Origin of the sequence: Mesorhizobium cantuariense (genome assembly GCF_042647205.1) — a bacterium.
Classification (GTDB): Bacteria; Pseudomonadota; Alphaproteobacteria; order Rhizobiales; family Rhizobiaceae; genus Mesorhizobium; species Mesorhizobium cantuariense.
The window spans coordinates 2,755,316-2,775,762 of sequence record NZ_JBHRVD010000001.1; the positions used below are offsets into that span (position 1 = coordinate 2,755,316).

Consider the following 20,447-nt stretch of genomic DNA (forward strand, 5'->3'; position numbering starts at 1 on the left):
GAATTCGGCCCCCCAATTGTTGCCGAAATCTTTAGGTTAATTATCCTTGCTCGGATGACCGTTCGTTAAGCCTCTTTCGAAACCTCTTACCGGTAAGCTCTTGTTAGCCCTAGCGTTTAAGTCGAATTTTATGAGTATTCGATAGTGTCGCGATCAAGGTGAAAAACAAAAAATCACCAGGGCGACAAACGAGAGGCAAAGACAATGATCAATTCGCGTCCGGCGGCGAAGACCGCCAACGTATCCGACGACCGCCGCGAGGCTATCCGTTCGCTGTACATGGAATCGCTGCAGCTTGTTGAGCGGCTGCACCGCCGCCTGCTTGATGTGATCAAAGACGAATTCGACCGCAACGGCCGTTCCGACATCAATGCCATCCAGGCGCTGCTGCTGTTCAACATCGGCAATTCCGAGCTGACCGCCGGCGAACTGCGCTCGCGCGGCTACTATCTCGGCTCGAACGTCTCCTACAATCTGAAGAAGCTGGTCGATCTCGGCTTCATCAACCATCAGCGCTCGCGCATCGACCGCCGTTCGGTCCGCGTCTCGCTGACGCCGAAGGGCAATGAGGTGGCGGAGGTCGTCGCCGGCCTCTACGAACGTCATGTCGGCTCGATCGAGCAGGTGGGCGGCATCAACACCGACGAGTTCAAGCAGATGAACCGCGCTTTGCAGCGGCTCGACCGCTTCTGGAACGACACCATCGCCTACCGGATGTAAGGCGCGGCATCAGATCCGGCCCGCGCCATAGAAGCGCGGCCGAAATATCGACCTTCAGTCAGGGCCGGTGCCGAAAGGCATCGGCCTTTTCTTTGGATTTTGGCTGGCCATCATGTCTTTTAGCTGACCATCATGTTGCGGCCAGCGATCGCGATCGGTGCCAAAAAAGCACGGGTCTTTTCACTTCGCCGCGCCAGCCGAGCCAAATTCGGCCGGAAGCCACGTTGCCGCCATATTCCAATGGAACCGAGAGTGGCAGTGATGCTGTGGTGAAGACCATGCGTTCACCCGCAGCCCGTATCGCGCCTGTGCGTTGTCACACCAAGCTGATACGGACCATGGTTGGCTAATTGTTAAGATTGCCAATTTTAGAGTGCGGGCGAGATCGCCCGGTGATCAACGCAGCAAGTGATCGAACTGCTACAAATGTCTGGAACGTCCATGAAAACCAGCCGCCGTTTTTTCCTTTCCGGAGCCTCCGCGCTCGCTGCCGCGGTGGTCGCCGGCGGCGCCAATGCGCAGGACGTGATCGGTGATATCCTGAAATCCTCGGCGCGCGGCAATTGGGACGACCAGTTCGACGCCCGCGCCAGCGAGGGCGGCAAGGTGGCCTCGACGCTGCCGATCTTCAGCCCGCAGACCGTCGCCTTCACGGAACAGGCGGTCGCGCAATATCAGAACATCGCCGGGCAGGGCGGTTGGGTAGAGGTTCCCGCGACCAAGAAACTGCAGCTCGGTGTCGATGATCCTGACGTCGTGCCGTTGCGCAAGCGGCTGATGGTTTCTGGCGACCTGTCGCAGAGCGCCGGCATTTCGACGGCTTTCGATTCCTATGTCGACTCGGCGGTCAAGCGCTTCCAGTTGCGCCACGGCCTGCCTGCCGACGGCGCATTGGGCAAATACACCTACGCGGCGATGAATGTTTCGGCGCAGATCCGGCTTGGCCAGTTGCAGACCAATCTGCAGCGGCTACGCGAAAAGGCCGGCACGCTGGGCAGCCGTTATGTGCTGGTCGACATTCCCGCAGCACAGATCGAAGCGGTCGAGAACGACCGCGTCGTGCTTCGCCATACCGCGATCGTCGGCAAGATCGATCGCCAGACGCCGATCGTCAATTCCAAGATCAACGAGATCATCGTCAATCCGTACTGGAATGCGCCGGTCTCGATCGTCCGCAAGGACATCATTCCGCTGATGCGGACGAATCCCGATTATCTTAAGGACAGCCATATCCGCCTGTTCGCGCCGGACGGCAGCGAAGTCGATCCGCTCACCGTCGACTGGTCGACCGACGACGCCGCCAAGTATCGCTTCCGCCAGGATCCGGGCGCGGGCAATGCGATGGCGTCGGTTAAGATCAATTTCCCGAGCCCCGACGGCGTCTACATGCACGATACCCCACAGCAGAGCCTGTTCGGCAAGATGATGCGTTTCGATTCCTCGGGCTGCGTGCGCGTGCAGAATGTGCGCGACCTCGTCACCTGGATCCTGCGCGACACGCCGGGCTGGGACCGTCAGCATTTCGAGGCGGCGATCAAGACCGGCGAAAACACGCCGATCCAGATTACCAACCCGGTGCCGGTCCACTTCCTCTATCTCTCGGCCTGGTCGACGGCCCCAGGCGTCGTGCAGTTCCGTGACGACGTCTATGCGCTCGACGGTGCCAACGAGCTGCAGATCACGTCTTCGCTTTAAATAGCTGATTTTTTTACAGAAAAGGCCGCCTGTCAGGGCTAATGCAGTTCACTTAGGTTGGACTGAAAGCTGATCTGGTAAGATTTATCGAAGAGGATGGAGATTCGTTTCCATCCTCTTCGTGTTTTGAGATGCCAGGTCGCATAGGACATACAGCCGATTTGTCGGCTCTTTCGGGTGCAATTGATCCGGACTGGATCGCCCAAGCGCTTGCCAGCAGCGGCAAGGCGAGTATCCGCAAGCGCAAGTTACCGGCCGAGCAGGTCGTCTGGCTGGTGATTGCGCTTTCGTTGTACCGTCACCAGTCGATGCCCGAGGTGGTGGCCCATCTTGATCTGGTGTTGCCCGATGAGATCAACCCGGACATTGCCAAGAGCGCTTTGACGCAGGCCCGACAGCGCTTAGGTGATGCGCCGCTGGCGCAGTTGTTTGCGATGAGCGCGACGTGTTGGGATGCGCGCCACCAACCCGGGCGAGCTTGGCGGGGTCTTGCGCGCTATGCCGTGGATGGCAGCACATTGCGTGTCGCCGACAGCGTGGAGAACCGCGCGCATTTTGGAGCGCAAGCCTATGCATCCGGGGTTGTTGCAAGTTATCCGCAGCTACGGCTCTTGACCCTGACGGCGCTGGCCACGCACCTGGTGCGTGATGCGGTGTTTGGCATCTACGGCAAGAATGAGATGCTCTATGCCAAGAGCTTGCCGAGCGCGAGGCCGTGCGCGCCATGTTTCGCCGGGGCGAGATCAACGACCATACGTCGCAGGCGCTGTTTACCGAGATCACGCTCACCGAAGCCTTGCTAAAAGGCCGCAAGGCGAGGAAATAGCGACCTGCGGCTTCGCTGGCGCAATCCGGCCAGCAAATTTCGCGCCGCAAACGTGGCGGGGCGAAAACAACTGTGTTAATGGCGCGGCGAACCTTCGCAGCCCCCGAACCCCGAGGATTTCAAGCCATGGCAACAGCAGCGGCAGTGTCGAACAAATTCGAATCCTTCTTCGAAACCACGCTGGCCGATGCCGATCCGGAGATTTTCGGCGCCATCCGCAACGAACTCGGTCGCCAGCGCCACGAGATCGAGCTGATCGCCTCGGAAAACATTGTTTCCCGCGCCGTGCTTGAAGCGCAGGGCTCGATCATGACCAACAAATATGCCGAGGGCTATCCGGGCAAGCGCTACTATGGCGGCTGCCAGTTCGTCGACGTGGCCGAGGAGTTGGCCATCGAGCGCGCCAAGAAGCTGTTCGGCTGCAACTTCGCCAACGTCCAGCCGAATTCCGGCAGCCAGATGAACCAGGCGGTGTTCCTGGCGCTCTTGCAGCCCGGCGACACTTTCATGGGCCTCGACCTCAATTCCGGCGGCCATCTGACGCACGGTTCGCCGGTCAACATGAGCGGCAAATGGTTCAAGGTCGTGTCTTATGGCGTGCGCCAGGACGACCATCTGCTCGACATGGACGCCATCGAGAAGACCGCGCATGAGACCAGGCCGAAGCTGATCCTGGCCGGCGGCACCGCCTATTCGCGCGTCTGGGACTGGAAGCGTTTTCGCGAGATCGCCGACGCGGTCGGCGCCTATCTGATGGTCGACATGGCGCACATCGCTGGCCTGGTCGCCGGCGGCGTGCATCCGTCGCCGCTGCCGCACGCCCATGTCGTGACGACGACGACGCACAAGTCGCTGCGCGGCCCGCGCGGCGGCATGATCCTGTGCAATGACGAGGACATCGCCAAGAAGATGAACTCGGCGGTGTTCCCCGGCCTGCAGGGCGGCCCGCTGATGCATGTCATCGCCGCCAAGGCGGTCGCCTTCGGCGAAGCGCTGAAGCCGAGCTTCAAGGTCTATGCCGAGAGCGTCGCCGCCAACGCCAAGGCGCTCGCCTCCAGTCTCAAGGAAACCGGTCTCGACATCGTTTCCGGCGGCACCGACAACCATCTGATGCTGGTCGATCTCAGGCCCAAGAATGCCACCGGCAAGCGCGCCGAGGCAGCCCTTGGCCGCGCCAACATCACTTGCAACAAGAACGGCATTCCGTTCGACCCGGAAAAGCCATTCGTCACCTCGGGCGTGCGTCTCGGCACCCCGGCCGGCACCACGCGCGGCTTCGGCCAGGCCGAATTCCGCGAGATCGGCAAGCTGATCGCCGAAGTGCTGGATGGTCTGAAGGTTGCCAATTCCGACGAGGGCAATGCCGCTGTCGAAGCAGCGGTCAAGGCCAAGGTGGTGGCGCTGACCGACCGCTTCCCGCTCTACCCCTATCTCGGCTGACGCGGTAGGAGGTTTCACCGCCTTGCCGCGACGACAAACGCCGTCGCGGTAGGGCCGATGCGTCCGACAGGAGCCTTGATGATGCGAATTGTTCGTCTCGCTGCCTTCGCTGGCGCCCTGGCCGCTTTGACTGTGTTGCCGTTGTCAGGCAACACCTTGGCGCAAACCGCACCCACTCAGGCCGCACCCGCGGCGCCGGCGCCGGCGGCACCCAAGCTGGAAACCTTCGGCAGGTGGTCGACCCTGGTCGACGAGGTCGACACCGGTGAGGATCTCCGCAAGACCTGCGCTGCCTCGACCGCCTTTATCGGTGCTGGCGGCGAGAGCGGCATTCTGACGCTCATTATCACGAACGGCGATGCACTGCCGCCGGATGCCTACCCGTCCATAACCATCGCCGTCGACAACAAGGCCTTGCCGACCGGCAAGTCGGTCGCCGCCACTTTCGGCGATGACAAGGGCCGCGTCGCCGCAAAGCTCCATTCCGATGGTGCCGTCAACGGCCGGCTCAGCTGGACGGTGGACAATCAGGCCAAGACCAGCCTGGCGCTCCTGCGCGTCATGCGCCGGGCATCGGCGCTTGATGTCTCCTTTGGCGACGCACCTGTTGGAAGCATATCCATGGACGGCTTCACCAAGGCCTATCGCAGTCTCGGCGCATCGTGTGGGTTCCCGACCGCCGACGTCGCTCCCTGACGGCATCGGCACGCTGTCCGGCTGTTTGGCGAAGCTGGCAATCTAGCTTGCGCCTCGCTATCTCTGAGGGCTGGTGGCGATACTTTGCCATCGCTGCAAAAACCTCTAAGCCTTTCGCTTCACCAGATTCGCCAACCAAAGGCTTCTCCATGCGCTGTCCCTATTGCCAGTCAGAAGATACGCAGGTGAAGGATTCGCGCCCCGCCGAGGATGGCGCTGCGATTCGCAGGCGGCGCGTCTGCCCCGATTGCGGCGGCCGCTTCACCACCTTCGAGCGCGTGCAGTTGCGCGACCTCGTGGTGGTCAAGAAATCGGGCCGCAAAGTGCCGTTCGACCGCGACAAGCTGTTGCGCTCGGTCGAGATCGCCGTGCGCAAGCGCAACGTCGATCCCGAGCGCATCGACCGCGCTGTGACCGGCATCGTGCGCCAGCTCGAAAGTTCCGGCGAGACGGAGGTTGCTTCGGGAGAAGTCGGCCGGCTGGTCATGGAAGCGCTGAAGTCGCTCGACGATGTCGCCTATGTCCGCTTTGCCTCGGTCTACCGCAATTTTCGCGAGGCCAAGGATTTCCATGAATTGCTGGGCGAGCTCAAGGGCGACGAAATCAAGGGTGAAGAGGACGCCAGCTGAGCATGACTGCAAGCGAACAGGCCGCCCTTGATCGCCGCTTCATGGCGGCGGCACTCAGACTGTCGCGAAAAAATGCCGGGCGCACCGCGACCAACCCGTCTGTCGGCACGCTGATCGTGCGCGATGACGGCAATGGCCCGATGATCGTCGGCACCGGCGTCACCGCTGTCGGCGGCCGCCCGCATGCCGAGACCGAGGCCCTGGCCGAGGCCGGCGAACTCGCGCGTGGTGCTACCGCCTATGTCACGCTGGAGCCTTGCGCCCATCACGGCCGCACGCCACCTTGCGCCAATGCGCTGGTCAATGCCGGCGTCGCGCGCGTCGTCGGTGCGGCCAGCGACCCCGATTCGCGCGTGTCCGGAAACGGCTACGCAATCCTGCGTGCCGCCGGTGTCGAGGTGGTCGAGAAGGTGCTGGCGGCGGAAGCCGCCGAGCAGATGGCCGGCTATTTGATCCGATCGTTGAGAAAACGGCCCGAAGTGATTCTCAAGCTTGCGCTTTCCAGCGACGACAAGATCGGCCGGGAAGGCGGGGGACAGGTGTCGATCACCGGCGATATCGCGCGCCGCGAAGTGTATCTGATGCGGGCCGAGGCCGACGGCATACTGGTTGGTATCGGCACAGCCCTTGAGGATGATCCGGCCCTGACGGTGCGCTTGCCGGGGCTGGAGAACCGTTCGCCGGCACGCATCGTGCTCGACCGCCAGATCAGGTTGCCGGAGGCCTCGAAACTGGTTTCGGGCGTGGACCGGGTGCCACTCTATGTCGCCGCTTGCCTGGAGGCCGATCCGCTGCGGCGGGCGGCACTCGAACGCGCCGGCGTGCGCTTCATCGGCACCGAGACGCATGAAGGCGGCGTCGCGTTGCCGGAACTGCTCGAGGACCTGGCCGCGCTCGGCATGGCAAGCGTGCTGGTCGAGGGCGGCGCCAAGGTGGCGAGCGCCTTCCTGGCCGATGGGCTGGTCGACCGCATCGTGCTGTTCCAGGGGCCGGAAGCGATCGGCGATGACGGCATTGCATCGCCGATCGACGCTGACCACATCCCGGCAGGTTTTCGCAAGCTGCGCGAGATGCGTTTCGGCGAAGACAGCTACGCCGAGTGGATAAGAGACATTTAGGATCAACACCGATGTTTACCGGAATTATCACCGATGTCGGCACTGTCGCGTCCGTCAAGCCGCTCAGGGAAGGGGTGGGTTTGCGCATCGACACCGCTTATGACCCCGGGACCATCGCCATCGGTGCCTCGATCTCCTGCGGCGGTGTTTGCCTGACGGTCACGGCCTTGCCCGACAGCGGCTCGAACGCACGCTGGTTCGAGGTCGAGGCCTGGGAGGAGGCGCTGAGGCTGACGACGGCGATGGGCTGGAAATCGGGCACGCGGATCAATCTGGAGCGCGCACTGAAGATCGGCGACGAACTCGGCGGCCACATTGTTTCGGGCCATGTGGACGGCATGGCCGAGATCATCGAACGCAAGGATGAGGGCGACGCGGTGCGCTTCACGCTGGAGGCGCCGCGCGACCTGGCGAAGTTCATTGCGCCCAAGGGCTCCGTCGCGCTCGACGGCACCTCGCTCACCGTCAACAAGGTCGAAAGCACGCGCTTCGACGTGCTGCTGATCCACCATTCGCTGACCGTCACCACCTGGGGCGAGCGCAAGGTCGGCGACCGCGTCAATCTCGAGATCGACACCATGGCCCGCTACGCGGCGCGGCTGGTGGAGGCGGCTAAAGAGGGGCTTTGAGCTATTGGCCAATCGAAACTCGACTTAATCAGCTTTAATCACTATGATTAAATCCGATTGTGAGGCTCAAATGGACACAAAGGTGATCACCGCTCATGTTCCGCTCCCACTTGCAGAAAAGGTTGATCAGCTAGCTGCTCGCCTTGAGCGTCCGCGTGGTTGGATTGTCAAACAAGCTCTTTCTGCCTGGGTCGACTTGGAGGAAGAGCGCCGGCGGCTGACACTCGAAGCGCTGGCCGATGTGGATGCCGGCCGAGTTATCGATCATCAGGCAGTGCAGGCGTGGGCTGACAGTCTTGGCACTGAAAAGCCGCTGCCTGTGCCACGTTGATGGAGTTGAAGTGGACCAGCAAGGCTTTGTCCGACCTGGTCAGGCTTCATGATTTTCTCGCGTCAACAAATAGCCAGGCAGCCGCACGTGCTGTGCAGGCACTCACCGCTGCGCCCGCACGGCTAGTCGAGTATCCGCGCATCGGTGAAAGACTGGAAGAGTTCGAGCCACTCGAAGTGCGCCGCATTTTGATAGGCAACTACGAAATACGCTACGAAATACGAAATGACACGATTTCTGTGCTGCGCCTATGGCACACGCGAGAGGATCGATAGGGCAGGCTTGGCCTTCTCCAATCTTCTGCTTGCGGTCAACCCGGCTTCGGCCTAAGTCACCGGCGATCCCCGGAGACTTTTATGGCTGGTACATCCCAACACGGCAAAGCCTTCATTCGTCCGAAGACGAAGGCGCATCTGCTCATTGTCGAAGCGCGCTTTCACGACGACCTTGCCGATGCTCTGCTCGAAGGCGCGACAAGCGCGCTCGATGAAGCGGGCGCGACTTACGACGTCGTCACCGTTCCAGGTTCGCTCGAGATTCCGGCGGTGATTACCTTCGCGCTGGACGGCGCGACGGAAGGCGGCACAAATTATGACGGCTTTGTTGCGCTCGGCACCATCATCCGCGGCGACACCTATCATTTCGACATTGTCGCCAATGAATCAAGCCGCGCGCTCATGGACCTGAGCGTGCAGGACTCGGTCTGCATCGGCAACGGCATCCTCACCACCGAGAATGACGCCCAGGCCTGGACGCGCGCCAAGCGCTCGGAAGGCGACAAGGGTGGTTTCGCGGCGCGTGCGGCGCTGACCATGATCGCGCTGAAACAGCAGCTCGGAGCGCTATCGTGAGCGAGCCCCCCTCGACCGGCCAGCCACCGGTGCGCCACGCCAACAAGCGCGGCGCTGCCCGTCTGGCAGCTGTGCAGGCGCTCTATCAGATGGATGTCGCCGGCAGCGGCGTCTTCGAGATCACCGCCGAATACGAGGCGTTTCGTCTCGGCAAGGAAGTCGACGGCGCGCTCTATCGTGAGGCCGATGCGCAATGGTTTCGCGCCATCCTGGCGGGTGTCGTCGAGAACCAGAAGACCATCGATCCGATCATCCGCCAGGCGCTGACCGAGGACTGGCCGCTGTCGAGGCTCGACTCGACGCTGCGCGCCATTCTGCGCGCCGGCGTCTACGAGCTGATGAAGCGCGAGGATGTCCCCGTCGCGGTCATCGTCTCCGAATATGTCGACATCGCCAAGGCTTTCTACGAGGAAGACGAGCCGAAGCTGGTCAATGCCGTGCTCGACCGTGTGTCACGCCGGGTGCGTGGCGAGGGGCGCGGCAAGGACGCATCATGACGGCCATCGCCATCGAGGCCGGCAAGGAGGCGCGCCGCACCGCTTTGATTCTCGCCGCCTCGCAGGCGATCATCGGCTCCGCGGCGCCGATTGCCATCTCGATGGGGGCGCTGGCCGGGCAATATCTGCTTGGTCCAGACAAATCGCTGGCGACGGCGCCGATCACCGGCTTCAACATCGGCGTGGCGCTCGGCGCGCTGCCCGCAGCGGCCATCATCCGCAGCATGGGCCAGCGCGGCGGCTTCATGACCGGAACGATCGTCACGGCGCTTGGCGGCCTCGTCGCCACGCTTGCGCTTTTTCAAGGCAGTTTCTGGCTGTTTGCTTTTGGCTTGCTCACGATCGGTGTCGGCGGCGCCTTCGTCCAGCAGTTCCGTTTCGCCGCCGCCGACAACGCGCCGCCGGAATTCAAGGCGCGCGCCATCTCCTTCGTGCTGGCCGGCGGCGTCGTCACCGCCATCCTCGGGCCGCAGATCGTCATCTTCACCCGCGAATTGTTGGCGCCGGTGATGTTTGCCGGTTCGTTCGTTTCCATCCTGCCGCTGGCCGCGGTCGGCGCCATCATCCTGTCGTTCCTGCGGTTGCCGGCGAAGACATCCGGCAAGGTGGAGATCGCCGACAGCGACGCCAGACCATTGGCCGAAATCGTCACGCAGCCGCGTTTTGTCGCCGCGCTTTTCTGCGCGGTCGGCAGCTACGCGCTGATGAGCTTTGTCATGACCGGCGCCCCGCTGGCCATGGTCGGCTGCGGGCTGTCTGAGAATGACGCGACGCTCGGCATCTCCTGGCACGTCATGGCGATGTTTGCGCCGAGTTTCTTCACAGGCTCCCTGATCCATCGCTTCGGCGCCGAGCGCATCGTGGCCGTGGGCCTGGTCCTGCTCATCGCTTGCGCCATTGTCGCTCTGTCGGGCCTGGCGCTGTGGCAATTCTGGACGTCGCTGATCCTGCTTGGCCTTGGCTGGAACTTCGGCTTCATCGGCGCCACCGCGATGGTGGCCGCCACCTACCGGTCTTCGGAAAAGGGCAAGGTGCAAGGCTTCCACGACTTCGTCCTGTTCGGCTCCGTCGCCTGCGCCTCGCTGATGTCGGGCATGGTCTACAACGCCTGGGGTTGGGAGATGCTGAACTGGATAGTCTTTCCGGTCACCGTCCTGTGCTTCGTGGCGCTCGGCGCGCTTAAGTTGACGGGCTTGCGCAAAGCCGTCGCCTGATCCCTCCGCCGCTGCACCTGACACGGCGCTGTCAGCACGATCCCGGCCGAATCTACCGCACCGGAACAAAATTATTGCGTCTGTGCCTATTGTTATGAAACCGTATGCCCCGACGGAGCGTTTGAGCCATGCTCATATGCGGCCACCGCATTTCGGTTCATAGCAAGGGGTTTTCACAATGTTTTCAGCCAAGGTTCTGGCCAGCGCGGCATTGGCGCTCGGCATCACGGCGGCTTCCGCCAATGCCCAGGTGGTTGTCTCCTCGAAGATCGATACAGAGGGCGGCGTGCTTGGCAACATCATCCAGCTCGTGCTCAACGCCAACAACATCAAGACATCAGACCGCATCCAGCTCGGTGGCACCCCGGTGGTGCGCAAGGCGATTACCGCCGGTGAGATCGACATCTATCCCGAATACACCGGCAACGCCGCCTTCTTCTTCGAGAAGGCCGACGACCCGGTCTGGAAGGATGCCGCCAAGGCCTATGAGACGGCCAAGAAGCTCGACTACGACGCCAACAAGATCGTCTGGCTGTCGCCGTCGCCCGCCAACAACACATGGGCGATCGCGCTGCGCAAGGAAGTCGCCGAAACCAACAAGCTCGCCACGCTCACCGACTTCGGCAAATATGTCGCGGGTGGCGGTCAGGTGGTGCTGGCGGCTTCCGCCGAGTTCGTCAATTCGGCCGCCGCCCTGCCGGCCTTCCAGACCACCTATGGCTTCACGCTGAAGCCTGAGCAATTGATCACGCTCTCGGGTGGCGACACCGCGGCAACCATCGCCGCCGCCGCCAACCAGACCAACGGTGCCAACGCCGCGATGGTCTACGGCACCGATGGCGGCATCGCGCCGTCCGGGCTTGTCGTGCTCGACGACGACAAGGGCGTGCAGCCGGTCTACCAGCCGGCGCCGATCATCCGCGAAGCGGTGCTGAAGGAACATCCCGAGATCGAGACGCTGCTGAAGCCGGTCTTCGCCAAGCTCGACCTCGTCACGCTGCAGGAACTGAACGGTCGCGTGCAGGTCGGCGGCGAGCCGGTCAAGGGCGTCGCCGAGGACTTTTTGAAAAAGAACGGGTTTTTGAAGTAGCGTTCAGAGATCGCAACGCCAGTGCGAGGTGAGAAGGTGCTGCCGGTCGAACTGCCGATCTCCCCCCTTGCGGGGGAGATGTCCGGCAGGACAGAGGGGGGTGCTGTCCCGCCGGCGTTTCAGTCGATTTTATCTACATCATCTGGTACGGTTGGCTTCCTACGAGCGCTTACTTAGAAGATGGCGTTCCTTCACACCCCCCTCTGTCCTGCCGGACATCTCCCCCGCAAGGGGGGAGATTGGATATCGCGTAGGCCTTCGCCAATTTCCAAGTTTGCTGAAAGGGTGCGGCCGGCTCGATTATCGGTCTTCCTCGCCGAGGGCGCCCAATGACCCTCCGCTTCGACAAGCTTGGCGTGGTCATCGCCGCGATATCAGCCTATGCGGCTTTTGCCGCGCCCTTTGCCACGTTCCGCGCCAACCGCATCGTCCCTGGCCAGGCGCGCTCGATTCTCGAGGCGCTGCCGGCAGCGACCGGGACGCTGCTGCTCGCCATCATTGTCGCCGCCGCGCTCATTGCGCTGTTCAGGACACCGCTTGCGCTGCGCCTTGCCGCCAGCGTGGTGACGCTTGCCGCGCTCGCGCTGCTGATCGGCGTCGCCGGAACATTTCTCACGCCGGCGGGCAACACCTTTGCGAGAGTTTCGCCAGCCTCCGGTTTCTGGATTCTGATCTTTGCTTTCACGCTTTTGCTCGCCGACGTGCTGACACGGCTGAACCTGTCGCCATTGGCACGGGTTGGCGTGCTTGTTGTCGCGGCTTTGACGATCGGTCTTTTGCTGATTTCGGGCAGCTGGAACGACCTTTCCATCCTCAAGGAATATGCCAACCGTGCCGACAGTTTCTGGGCCGAAGGCTCCAAGCACGTGACGCTGGCGCTAGGGTCGCTGCTTGCCGCGGTGGTCGTCGGCCTGCCGCTCGGCATCCTGTGCCATCGCATCGAAAGGCTGCGCGCCGGCGTGCTCAACGTGCTCAACATCATCCAGACCATTCCCTCGATCGCGCTGTTCGGCCTGTTGATCGCGCCGCTAGGCTGGGTTGCCACGCATGTGCCGGGGGCGGCTGCCCTTGGCATTCGCGGCATCGGCACCGCGCCCGCCTTCGTCGCGCTGTTTCTCTATTCGCTGCTGCCGGTGGTGGCCAACACGGTGGTCGGTCTCGCCGGCGTGCCGCGCGCCGCCAACGACGCCGCGCGCGGCATGGGCATGACCGAAAGGCAGCGCCTGTTCGGCGTCGAGTTTCCGCTGGCTTTTCCTGTCATCCTCACCGGCATACGCATCGTGCTGGTGCAGAACATCGGCCTCGCCACCATTGCGGCGCTGATCGGCGGTGGCGGGTTCGGCGTGTTCGTTTTCCAGGGCGTCGGCCAGACGGCGATGGACCTTGTGCTGCTCGGCGCGGTGCCGACGGTCGCGCTCGCCTTCGCCGCCGCCATCATCCTCGATGCGGTGATCGAAATGACTGCCACCAAGCGCAGGGTTGAAACGGCATGATCGAGATCGAAGGCATTACCAAGCGCTATGACGCGACAACGGTGGTCGATGACGTTTCGATGGTCATCGAGCCGCGCACCATCGCTGTCATTGTCGGCACGTCCGGTTCCGGCAAGACGACACTGCTGCGCATGATCAACCGGCTGGTCGAGCCGACCTCGGGCATCATCAAGCTCGACGGCGCCGACAATCGTTCGCTGCCCGGTTACGAACTGCGCCGCAGCATCGGCTACGCCATCCAGGGCCACGGCCTGTTTCCGCACCGCACGGTGGCGCAGAACATTGCCACCGTGCCGGTGCTGCTCGGCTGGGACAAGGCCCGCATCAAGGCCCGGGTCGATGAGTTGATGACCCTCTATCAGCTTGATCCCGAAGCGTTCGGGCCGCGCTATCCGCACGAACTGTCCGGCGGCCAGCAGCAGCGCGTTGGCGTTGCCCGCGCGCTCGCCGCCGAGCCCAACGTGCTGTTGATGGACGAACCGTTCGGCGCGCTAGACCCGATCATCCGCACCAAGGCTCAGGAGGATCTGTTGGCGATCCAGAAGCGCTTCGGCACCACCATCATCCTCGTCACCCACGACATGGAAGAGGCCGTGCATATGGGCGACAAGATCGCGGTGATGGATGCCGGCAAGCTGGTGCAATACGCCAAGCCCGCCGAGATCCTGGCGAAGCCGGCAAGCGCCTTTGTCGAGACCCTGGTCGGCGCCAGCGAGCGGCCGTTCCGGTTGCTGTCGCTCGGCCGGGTTCGCGATGCCGTGGAGAAGGGCTCCGCCGAAGGCGAGGCGATCCCCGGCGACGCCAGCCAGCGTGACGCTCTGGCCGAACTGCTATGGTCGGGCCGGCCGGCTCTGCCGGTCAAAGGCGCCGACGGCAAGCCGCTTGGCCGCGTCACGGTCGATGGTCTGGTGAAACGCGCGGCGAGGCCGGCATGAAGGCCTGGCTTCCATCGCTGCTCAGGCTTGCAGTGGTGCTGCTGCTGGTCGCCTTCGTCACCAATCCCGGCTGGTTCGAGCCGCTGCTGAAGCCGCTGACCAAGAACAATGCGCCGGTGATCTACAACCAGGGCAGCCTGCTGACGCTGACATTGCTGCATTTGCGCACCGTTCTGATCGCCACCGTCGCCGCAACCATCGTCGCGGTGGCGCTTGCCATCCTGGTCACCAGGCCGGTCGGTGTTGAATTCCTGCCGCTGTCGCGCAGCCTGGTCAACATCGGCCAGACCTTTCCGCCGGTGGCGGTGCTGGCGCTTGCGGTGCCGGCCGTCGGCTTCGGCGAGAAGCCGACGCTGATCGCGCTGTTTCTCTATGGCCTGCTGCCGATCTTCGAGAATGCGCTGACCGGCCTAACGACGCTGCCGGCCAATGTCGTCGAGGCGGCGCGCGGGGCCGGCATGACCGGTTGGCAAAGGCTCACCAAGGTTGAGCTGCCGCTGAGCGCGCCGATCATCCTGGGCGGCATCAGGCTGTCGGTGGTGATCAGCCTTGCCACCGCCACCATCGGTTCGACTGTGGCCGCCAAGACGCTTGGCGAAGTGATAATCGCCGGGCTGTTGTCCAACAACCTCGCCTTCATCCTGCAGGGCGGCCTCATCGTGGCAGCCCTTGCCGTGCTGATCTATGACGGTCTCTCGGCGATCGAGCGCTACACGGCGCGCCGCATGGGCCGGGAGGCCGAGTAGCCGCGTCTGCGTCAGGGCCAATTTCAATCGATCTAATAGGAGAGGGCTGACGGTAGTCGTTGCTTGGCCCAAACCATTTAGGCGAAAGCCGGGCAAAAACCGAACAATATCTTGACGTTCGCAGCCCTGTTTCGCATACACCGCTGCGAAGAGGCGGATTCCGTGCACGGAATCCGGTCTTTGTCTCAACGGCCCAGGGAGGGGTTCTTTTGGGCCATCAATCGAGGAAAATCCGGCAATGACAATTATTTCCGCCGTCATCGCCTGCGGCCTGCTTTCAATCCTTTACGCCATCTGGGCGACACGTTCGGTCCTTGCGGCCGATCAAGGCAATGCACGCATGCAGGAAATCTCCGCGGCCATCCGCGAGGGCGCACAAGCCTATCTGGCGCGTCAATACACCACCATCGCCATCGTTGGCGTCGTCGTCCTCGTGCTCGCCTGGTGGTTGCTATCCATCACCGCCGCGATCGGCTTCCTGATCGGTGCCGTCCTTTCGGGCGCCGCCGGCTTCATCGGCATGCATGTCTCCGTTCGCGCCAACGTTCGCACGGCGCAGGCCGCATCAAACAGCCTCGCTGCCGGCCTCGACATCGCGTTCAAATCGGGCGCCATCACCGGCATGCTGGTTGCTGGCCTGGCCTTGCTCGGCGTCTCGATCTACTACCTTGTCCTGACCCACTTCATGGGCCTTCAACCCAATGACCGCATCGTCATCGACTCGCTGGTCTCGCTCGGCTTCGGCGCATCGCTGATCTCGATCTTCGCGCGTCTCGGCGGCGGTATCTTCACCAAGGGTGCGGATGTCGGCGGCGATCTCGTCGGCAAGGTCGAAGCCGGTATTCCCGAAGACGATCCGCGCAACCCGGCCACCATCGCCGACAATGTCGGCGACAATGTCGGCGATTGCGCCGGCATGGCCGCCGACCTGTTCGAAACCTATGCGGTGACGGTCGTCGCCACCATGGTTCTGGCTGCCATCTTCTTTGGCGGTACCGCCGTTCTGGGTGCGGCCATGCTTTATCCGCTCGCCATCTGCGGCGCCTGCATCCTGACCTCGATCGTCGGCACCTTCTTCGTCAAGCTCGGTTCCAACGGCTCGATCATGGGCGCACTCTACAAGGGCCTGATCGTCACCGGCCTGCTGTCCATCGTAGGCCTTGGCGTCGCCACCTCGGTCACCCTCGGCTGGGGCGAGATCGGCACCGTTTCCGGCATGGCCATCACCGGCAAGAACCTGTTCATCTGCGGCCTGATCGGCCTCGTGGTGACCGGTCTCATCGTGGTGATCACCGAATACTACACCGGCACCAACAAGCGCCCGGTCAACTCCATCGCCCAGGCGTCGGTCACCGGTCACGGCACCAACGTCATCCAGGGCCTTGCGGTCTCGCTGGAATCGACGGCGCTGCCGGCGATCGTCATCGTCGGCGGCATCATCTCGACCTATCAGCTCGCCGGCCTCTTCGGCACGGCGATCGCGGTCACGACGATGCTCGGTCTTGCCGGCATGATCGTTGCGCTCGACGCCTTCGGCCCGGTCACCGACAATGCCGGCGGCATTGCCGAAATGGCCGGCCTGCCCAAGGAAGTGCGCCAGTCCACCGATGCGCTTGACGCGGTCGGCAACACCACCAAGGCGGTGACCAAGGGCTACGCCATCGGTTCGGCCGGTCTCGGCGCACTGGTGCTGTTTGCCGCCTACTCGAACGACTTGAAGTTCTTTGCCGCCAATGGCGACAAATATCCCTACTTCCAGGGCATGGGCGAGATCTCCTTCGATCTCTCCAACCCTTACGTCGTCGCCGGCCTGATCTTCGGCGGCCTCATCCCGTATCTGTTCGGCGGCATCGCCATGACGGCCGTCGGCCGTGCGGCGGGCGCCATCGTCGAGGAAGTGCGCAAGCAGTTCCGCGAGGATCCGGGCATCATGGCCGGCACCTCGAAGCCGAATTACGCCCGCGCGGTCGACTTGCTGACCAAGGCGGCGATCCGCGAGATGATCATCCCGTCGCTGCTGCCGGTGCTGGCACCGCTCGTCGTCTATTTCGGCGTGCTGCTGATCTCGGGCTCGAAAGCCTCCGCCTTTGCCGCCCTTGGCGCCTCGCTGCTTGGCGTCATCGTCAACGGCCTGTTCGTCGCCATCTCGATGACCTCGGGCGGCGGCGCCTGGGACAACGCCAAAAAGTCCTTCGAAGACGGCTTTGTCGACAAGGATGGCGTCAAGCACCTCAAGGGTTCCGAGGCGCACAAGGCTTCGGTGACCGGCGACACGGTCGGCGATCCCTACAAGGACACCGCCGGTCCGGCCGTCAACCCGGCGATCAAGATAACCAACATCGTCGCGCTCTTGCTGCTGGCCGTGCTCGCGCACGGTTGATCAAGGCATCGGCTCGAAAACAACCCGCGGGAGCGATCCCGCGGGTTTTTTGTTGAGCGAAGCCGAAGTCGACGCTTCAACACTTTTCTTCGCCTGTTCGCCGTGCGTGCGGTGATACGCTGGCAGGCATGGCCTTGCCTTGATCGTGGCCATAACAAAAACCCGCAGGATCGCTCCCGCGGGTTTTTGGTCGCCTGAGATGTTGCTGCTTTCCGGGAGAATTAAGGGGAAGGCAGGTCTGAAAGGTCAGGGAGTGCCGCCGCCGGGAATGCCGGGCGCCAGCTTGCTGGCGCCGTTGATGATCTGGCTGAGGAAGTTCTGGTCCTTGCCGCCGGTCGGTGTGGTGCGTGAGATGAAGTCGAACATCTTGCCGTCCTTCAGCCCGTAATTGGCAATCTGGGTGACGCGGCCGTCGGCGCCGAAATAGACCGCCAGCACCTTCTGGTCGATGAGCCGCGGCTTGTCGAAGGCGACGTAGCGCTTGCGCGTCTGCGAAATGTAATAGAAGGCCTCGTTGTCGAAGGTCGCCGTCGTCGACGGGGTGCCGAGCGCCAGAAGCACTTGCTCGCGGCTCGAGCCGACGGGCACCGAATCGATTGCCTGCTGGTCGATGACATATCCCTGCGTCAGCGTCTCACTCGGGCTGAGGTCGCCGACCATCTTGGAGGTGTGGCAGGCGGACAGCGCCGAAATGATTACCAGCAGCGAGATAGCGCCGGCGGGCCTGGACGAGAAGGTCGACTTGAAATTCAGCGCGCGCAACAACAACTCCATTAGCTGGCCGCAACTTGCGCTGGGCCGCGAAACCGGTAAACCAGCTTGCTTGCCGATGCAACAAGGCCACTTCAACAAACGGTCCCCAGGAGACCATCCCCAATGTTCCAGCGCTTTTTTGGCCGCGAACGCCACGCCAACCGCGCTATCACCGAGGCGCTTTACGCACAAATCGTGGCGGCGGCGCGGCAGAGCGTGTTTTATTCCCACTGGAATGTGCCAGACACGCCGCTCGGCCGTTTCGAGATGCTGTCGCTGCACATGTTCCTGTTCCAGCATCGGTTGCGTCGTGAGAACGGCGTGGCGCAAGAGGTCGCTCAGGTGCTGATCGACGAGTTCTTCCTCGACGTCGATCATTCGCTGCGGGAATTGGGCATTGGCGATGTTGGCGTGCCCAAACGCATGAAAAAGCTGGCAAAGATGTTTTATGGCCGAACCGCCGCTTATGATGATGCGCTGGAGAGAAACGATCTCGACGGGCTCACCGCAGCCCTTGCCCGCAATGTCCGGCCCGACGCCGGCGCCTGGCCGGAAGCATCGCTGCTGGCCAACTATGTCACCGACGCCCGCAACCAGCTGGCCGCGCAGACACCCGAGTCGATTGTCTCCGGCACGCTGGCCTTTCCCGTCGCCAAGGGAGATGAACAATGAAGCACATTGACCCGCAAAGCCCGGTATCCTTCCGCGCAAACGTCACTCGCCTGCCGCAGAAGGGTCTGCCGGTGGCTATCGAGGCCGATGCCGCACAGCGTGCAGTGCTGGCCGAGGAGCATGGGCTGATCTCGGTCGAATCCTATCGCGCCGAGCTTCTGGTGGCGTCATGGAAGCGCAACGGCGTGAAGATCAGCGGTCGCGTCGAAGCCGACATCACCCAGGCCTGCATCGTTACGCTCGAGCCTGTCGAAGCGCATATCGACGAACCGGTCGAAGCGCTGTTGCTGCCTGAGGATTCCAAGCTTGGACGGCAGGGTTTCGATGGTGGCGGCGAGATCCTGCTCGACGCGGAAGGCCCTGACAGTCCCGAAACATTTTCCGGTGACACGATCGATGTCGGGGCACTTGCCGAACAGTATTTCGGACTGGCCATCGACCCCTACCCACGCAAGCAGGGCGCCTCGCTGAACGCCGGCAGCGAGACCGAACCGGCGGAGAATGAATTTCAGCAAAAACTGCGATCCCTGCTGGGAAAATCCTGAAAACCTCGCCCGCGACGGAAAAGTCGGTTGTGCGGCAGCCCAAAACCGTTATTTTCGCCGAACCTTCGCGGTCGCTAAAGCGACCTGCCGCCTAACCGTGAGATAAGTACCGCGTGATCAGGATTTCCATCGATGCCATGGGCGGCGATCACGGACCAGCCGTGGTTATTCCGGCACTCATGACGGTCGCGACCCGCCGACCCGACATCCGCTTCGTCATCTACGGGCGTGAAGAGGTCGTGCGTCCCGAGCTCGCCAAGTTTCCGAAACTCGCCGAAGTCAGCGAGTTCTTCCATTGCGAGATAGCGGTCAGGATGGACGACAAGCCGAGCCAGGCGCTGCGCCACGGCCGCTGGAAGTCGTCGATGTGGAAGGCCGTCGAAGCGGTCAAGACCGGCACGGCGGACGCCTGCATTTCCGCCGGCAACACCGGCGCGCTGATGGCGATGTCGAAATTCTGCCTGCGTACCATGGCCACCATCGATCGCCCCGCGATCGCGGCGCTGTGGCCGACATTGCGCGGCGAAAGCGTGGTGCTGGACGTCGGCGCCACCATCGGCGCCGATGCGCACCAGCTGATCGACTTTGCCATTCTCGGCACCGGCATGGCGCGCTCGGTCTTCGGCATCGCCCGGCCCAGCGTCGGTCTGCTCAATGTCGGGGTCGAGGAGATCAAGGGCCAGGAAGAGGTCAAGGAGGCCGGGCGCATGCTGCGCGAAGCCAACATGGCGTCGATGAACTATCATGGTTTCGTCGAAGGCGACGACATTGGCAAGGGCGTGGTCGACGTTGTCGTCACCGAAGGCTTTGCCGGCAACATCGCGCTGAAGACGGCGGAAGGCACGGTGCGCCAGATCGGTGGCTATCTGCGCGCGGCAATGAGCCGGACTCTGATGGCCAGGATAGGCTATATCTTCGCCAAGGGCGCATTCGATCGCCTGCGCGAAAAGATGGATGTCGGCCGCTCCAATGGCGGTGTCTTCCTGGGGCTGAACGGCATCGTGGTAAAGAGCCATGGTGGAGCTGATTCGGACGGTTTCGCCGCGGCGATCGAGCTTGGCTACGACATGGTACGCAACAATCTGCTCGACCGCATCGAGGCCGACCTGGACCTGTTCCATGCGCGCAACCCGCATGCCCTGACATCTAGGAAATCCGACGTCGTTACCGACGCAAAGGAATAGGAA

General features: G+C 62.7%; 21 protein-coding genes and 1 pseudogene. 21 read left to right on the forward strand and 1 reads right to left on the reverse strand.

The annotated features are described in order from the left end of the window. Positions 1–204 precede the first annotated feature (204 nt). The 18 genes and pseudogenes from ldtR (at position 205) to ACFOJ9_RS13020 (ending at position 17,290) form a co-directional block, all read left to right on the forward strand. On the forward strand, positions 205–720 hold the full coding sequence (gene ldtR / locus ACFOJ9_RS12935; protein WP_008875359.1) for a transcriptional regulator LdtR: 516 nt from the start codon (positions 205–207) through the stop codon (positions 718–720). Positions 721–1,161: 441 nt separating this feature from the next. Next, on the forward strand, positions 1,162–2,415 hold the full coding sequence (locus tag ACFOJ9_RS12940; RefSeq protein WP_378979233.1) for a L,D-transpeptidase family protein: 1,254 nt from the start codon (positions 1,162–1,164) through the stop codon (positions 2,413–2,415). A gap of 131 nt (positions 2,416–2,546) precedes the next feature. Next, positions 2,547–2,837, forward strand: a pseudogene (locus tag ACFOJ9_RS12945) (transposase domain-containing protein); the annotation flags it as partial. Positions 2,838–3,367: 530 nt separating this feature from the next. Continuing rightward, on the forward strand, positions 3,368–4,681 hold the full coding sequence (gene glyA / locus ACFOJ9_RS12950; RefSeq protein ID WP_378979234.1) for a serine hydroxymethyltransferase: 1,314 nt from the start codon (positions 3,368–3,370) through the stop codon (positions 4,679–4,681). Positions 4,682–4,762: 81 nt separating this feature from the next. Then, positions 4,763–5,377: a hypothetical protein gene (locus ACFOJ9_RS12955; RefSeq protein ID WP_378987751.1), complete on the forward strand. Its 615-nt coding sequence runs from the start codon at positions 4,763–4,765 to the stop codon at positions 5,375–5,377. Positions 5,378–5,526: 149 nt separating this feature from the next. After that, positions 5,527–6,006, forward strand: a complete 480-nt coding sequence (nrdR, locus tag ACFOJ9_RS12960) for a transcriptional regulator NrdR (protein WP_056594062.1) — start codon at positions 5,527–5,529, stop codon at positions 6,004–6,006. 2 nt (positions 6,007–6,008) lie between these two features. Next, positions 6,009–7,124, forward strand: a complete 1,116-nt coding sequence (gene ribD, locus ACFOJ9_RS12965; protein WP_378979235.1) for a bifunctional diaminohydroxyphosphoribosylaminopyrimidine deaminase/5-amino-6-(5-phosphoribosylamino)uracil reductase RibD — start codon at positions 6,009–6,011, stop codon at positions 7,122–7,124. 11 nt (positions 7,125–7,135) lie between these two features. After that, positions 7,136–7,753, forward strand: coding sequence for a riboflavin synthase (locus tag ACFOJ9_RS12970; RefSeq protein WP_378979236.1), 618 nt, complete (start codon positions 7,136–7,138; stop codon positions 7,751–7,753). Positions 7,754–7,823: 70 nt separating this feature from the next. Then, positions 7,824–8,084 (forward strand): CopG family ribbon-helix-helix protein, encoded by a 261-nt coding sequence (locus ACFOJ9_RS12975; RefSeq protein ID WP_128308812.1) that lies wholly within the window; start codon positions 7,824–7,826, stop codon positions 8,082–8,084. Beyond that, entirely contained in the window at positions 8,084–8,359 is a 276-nt protein-coding gene (locus tag ACFOJ9_RS12980; protein WP_378979237.1) for a type II toxin-antitoxin system RelE/ParE family toxin, read from the forward strand. Before ACFOJ9_RS12975 ends, ACFOJ9_RS12980 begins: the two co-directional genes overlap by 1 nt. A gap of 81 nt (positions 8,360–8,440) precedes the next feature. Next, the gene (gene ribH / locus ACFOJ9_RS12985; protein WP_378979238.1) at positions 8,441–8,935 is read left to right on the forward strand and encodes a 6,7-dimethyl-8-ribityllumazine synthase; all 495 of its coding nucleotides are present in this window, start codon (positions 8,441–8,443) and stop codon (positions 8,933–8,935) included. Then, the gene (gene nusB, locus ACFOJ9_RS12990; RefSeq protein ID WP_378979239.1) at positions 8,932–9,432 is read left to right on the forward strand and encodes a transcription antitermination factor NusB; all 501 of its coding nucleotides are present in this window, start codon (positions 8,932–8,934) and stop codon (positions 9,430–9,432) included. The genes ribH and nusB overlap by 4 nt, the downstream gene beginning before the upstream one ends. Beyond that, positions 9,429–10,646, forward strand: a complete 1,218-nt coding sequence (locus ACFOJ9_RS12995) for an MFS transporter (protein WP_378979240.1) — start codon at positions 9,429–9,431, stop codon at positions 10,644–10,646. The genes nusB and ACFOJ9_RS12995 overlap by 4 nt, the downstream gene beginning before the upstream one ends. A 178-nt stretch (positions 10,647–10,824) precedes the next feature. Further along, entirely contained in the window at positions 10,825–11,736 is a 912-nt protein-coding gene (osmF, locus tag ACFOJ9_RS13000; protein ID WP_378979241.1) for a glycine betaine ABC transporter substrate-binding protein OsmF, read from the forward strand. Positions 11,737–12,065: 329 nt separating this feature from the next. Continuing rightward, entirely contained in the window at positions 12,066–13,229 is a 1,164-nt protein-coding gene (locus ACFOJ9_RS13005; protein WP_378979242.1) for an ABC transporter permease, read from the forward strand. Next, positions 13,226–14,164, forward strand: a complete 939-nt coding sequence (locus ACFOJ9_RS13010) for an ABC transporter ATP-binding protein (RefSeq protein ID WP_378979243.1) — start codon at positions 13,226–13,228, stop codon at positions 14,162–14,164. The genes ACFOJ9_RS13005 and ACFOJ9_RS13010 overlap by 4 nt, the downstream gene beginning before the upstream one ends. Further along, complete coding sequence (locus ACFOJ9_RS13015) at positions 14,161–14,910, forward strand: ABC transporter permease (RefSeq protein ID WP_378979244.1); 750 nt, start codon at positions 14,161–14,163, stop codon at positions 14,908–14,910. The genes ACFOJ9_RS13010 and ACFOJ9_RS13015 overlap by 4 nt, the downstream gene beginning before the upstream one ends. Positions 14,911–15,148: 238 nt before the next feature. Then, entirely contained in the window at positions 15,149–17,290 is a 2,142-nt protein-coding gene (locus ACFOJ9_RS13020; RefSeq protein ID WP_378979245.1) for a sodium-translocating pyrophosphatase, read from the forward strand. A gap of 246 nt (positions 17,291–17,536) precedes the next feature. Here the strand turns inward: ACFOJ9_RS13020 and ACFOJ9_RS13025 are convergent, their stop codons facing one another. After that, entirely contained in the window at positions 17,537–18,052 is a 516-nt protein-coding gene (locus ACFOJ9_RS13025) for an outer membrane protein assembly factor BamE (RefSeq protein WP_378979246.1), read from the reverse strand. 114 nt (positions 18,053–18,166) lie between these two features. Here ACFOJ9_RS13025 and ACFOJ9_RS13030 point away from each other — a divergent pair, with 114 nt between their 5' ends. The 3 genes from ACFOJ9_RS13030 to plsX all read left to right on the forward strand — a co-directional run bounded on the left by ACFOJ9_RS13030 (position 18,167) and on the right by plsX (position 20,444). After that, positions 18,167–18,715, forward strand: a complete 549-nt coding sequence (locus tag ACFOJ9_RS13030) for a ubiquinol-cytochrome C chaperone family protein (RefSeq protein ID WP_378987754.1) — start codon at positions 18,167–18,169, stop codon at positions 18,713–18,715. After that, positions 18,712–19,260, forward strand: coding sequence for a YceD family protein (locus ACFOJ9_RS13035; RefSeq protein WP_378979247.1), 549 nt, complete (start codon positions 18,712–18,714; stop codon positions 19,258–19,260). Before ACFOJ9_RS13030 ends, ACFOJ9_RS13035 begins: the two co-directional genes overlap by 4 nt. 113 nt (positions 19,261–19,373) lie before the next feature. Next, a complete protein-coding gene (gene plsX / locus ACFOJ9_RS13040; RefSeq protein ID WP_378979248.1) occupies positions 19,374–20,444 on the forward strand; it encodes a phosphate acyltransferase PlsX in 1,071 nt (356 codons plus the stop codon). Positions 20,445–20,447: the final 3 nt, after the last annotated feature.